General features: G+C 76.0%; 3 protein-coding genes. All 3 read right to left on the bottom strand.

What is annotated here, in order from left to right:
* A partial coding sequence (locus N790_RS05120) for a heme biosynthesis HemY N-terminal domain-containing protein (RefSeq protein ID WP_043801633.1) occupies positions 1-351 on the bottom strand: 351 nt, incomplete at its 3' end.
* Positions 348-1,364, bottom strand: a complete 1,017-nt coding sequence (locus tag N790_RS05115; RefSeq protein WP_052385703.1) for a uroporphyrinogen-III C-methyltransferase — start codon at positions 1,362-1,364, stop codon at positions 348-350. The genes N790_RS05120 and N790_RS05115, both read right to left, overlap by 4 nt.
* A 31-nt stretch (positions 1,365-1,395) precedes the next feature.
* A partial coding sequence (locus N790_RS05110; RefSeq protein WP_043801630.1) for a uroporphyrinogen-III synthase occupies positions 1,396-1,994 on the bottom strand: 599 nt, incomplete at its 5' end.

The following is a 1,994-nucleotide window of genomic DNA, read 5'->3' as shown; positions in this document are numbered from 1 at the left end:
CAGGGCCGGCGTGCGCAGCGCGGGTTCTTCGGCGGCCTTGGCCAGCAGCTGCTCGGCGCGCTGCCAGCGGCCCTGGTGCAGCGCTTCCAGGCCGCTCACCAGCCGGCTGCGCGCAAGCTGGTGCGCGTGCCGGCGCCAGGCCCGCAGCGGCAGCCTCAGCAGCCACCACAACACCCACAGGCCGAACCACAGCAGGCCCCAGGCCAGCACGAAATAGGCCAGCGTCGTGGTGTAGGTCAGGCCGCGGAAGCGCACCACCACGTCGCCCAGGTCCTGCGAGAACCAGTGCCAGCCCAGCGCGCCCAGCACCGCCAGCGCCAGCCACCACAGCAGGCTGCGGTAGAGGGTCACGGCGTGGCGTCCCGGCCGCGGCGCAGGTCGCGCAGCTGCTGCAGGGCCGCGCCCTGGTCGGGCAGCGCCGGCGCCAGCGGCTGCTTGGCCAGCGCGGCCAGGCGTTCGCGGCGTTCGCGCAGCAGCGCGTCGTCGGCGTACAGGCGCTGCAGCCACTGGTCGATGCGCTGCAGGCTGGCGCGGAACGCAGTGTCGTCGCGGCGTTCGAGGGCCGTGCGGGCGAGCGCCAGTTCCAGCGCCAGCGTGGCTTCGCCGGTGGCGCGGTCGGCCGGCGAGATCAGGTCCTGGCTGCTGCTCGGGCGCACCTGCACAATGGCGTCGAGCAGGCGCTGCCAGCGCGAACCGCTGTCGCCCGCCGCCGGCGGCGTGCCGGGCGCACGGCTGGACAGGCGCGGCAGCGTGGCCTCGAGCGCGTCGAGTTCGCCGGCGGCCTGGTCGCGCGGGTCGTCGGGCAGGGCGCGCAGCGCGGCCAGTTCCTGGCCCAGGGTCTGGCGCACGTTGATGTACTGCGGGTCGGTCAGCGGGGCCAGGGCCTGCAGCGCCAGCTGGCTGGCGCGGATGGCGCCCGCGGTATCGCCGGCGATGGCCAGGCGCGCCTGGGCCAGGCCGAGCAGCAGCTCCACTTCGTCCAGGCGCAGCGATTCGCTGCCCTCGGCGGCCTGCGCCGACAGTTCGCGCAGGTTGTCCTCGAGGATGGCGGCGCGCTGGCTGACGCCCAGCACTTCCTCGCGCAGCAGGCCGGTGCGGGCATGGGTGTCGGTCAGGCGCTGTTCGATGCCCTGCTGGTTGCGGCGCAGGCCGGAGAGGGCCAGTTCGGCGTCGAGCAGGCGGGCGTCGAGTGCCTCCGGGCTAAGGTCGGGGCCGCTTTCGTCGGCGGGCGCGAACCGCTGCCAGGCCCACCAACCGCCCGCGCCGAGCGCCACGACGACGATGGCGGCCAGCAGCCACGACAGCAGCCCGGCGCGCGGCCGGGACGACGGGGAATCGGGGGAGGGATCGAGCTCAGTGTCCACGGCGGGGGTTAACGCAGGAACCTGTCTCATCCTACCGGAAGCGCCCCCGGGCCACATCGGCGGCGAGCGCGTCGAGCAGCGTGCCGGGCGCCGCGCCCGGCGCCGGCACGATGGCCTGGAACCCCAGGGACGCGAGTTGCACGGCCAGGCGCGGGCTGCTGGCCACCGCCGGCCGCTGGCGCAGTGCGTCGCGGGCCGGCGCATCGAGCACCGCCCATAGGCCGTCGAAAGCCTCGCTGCTGGTCACCAGCAGGGCCGAAGCCGGCGGCAGCGGCGCCAGCGCCGCCAACTGCGCGGCGCGCGGCCGGATGGCTTCGCGGTGGTAGACGTCGGCGCGGTGGATCTCGGCGCCGCGGGCGGCCAGCGTTTCGGGGATCAGCCCGCGGCCGCCCGGGGCGGTCACCAGCCCCACGCGCGACAGCGGTGCCTGCAGCTGCGGCAGCGCCAGCAGGGATTCGGAATCGGACCCGCCGCGCGGCGTGATGGCTCCCGGCACGCCGGCGCGGGCCAGGGCGCGGGCGCTGCCTTCGCCCAGCGTGAACCACTGCTGCCCCGGCGCCACGCGCAGCGTGGCCTGGCGCGCGGCGAACACTACCGCCGCCGGGCTGGTCACCACCACCACCGGGCAGG

This window comes from Arenimonas malthae CC-JY-1 (genome assembly GCF_000747075.1).
In the GTDB taxonomy this organism is placed as follows: Bacteria; Pseudomonadota; Gammaproteobacteria; order Xanthomonadales; family Xanthomonadaceae; genus Arenimonas; species Arenimonas malthae.
This window is presented reverse-complemented; position numbering and strand designations above follow the sequence as displayed.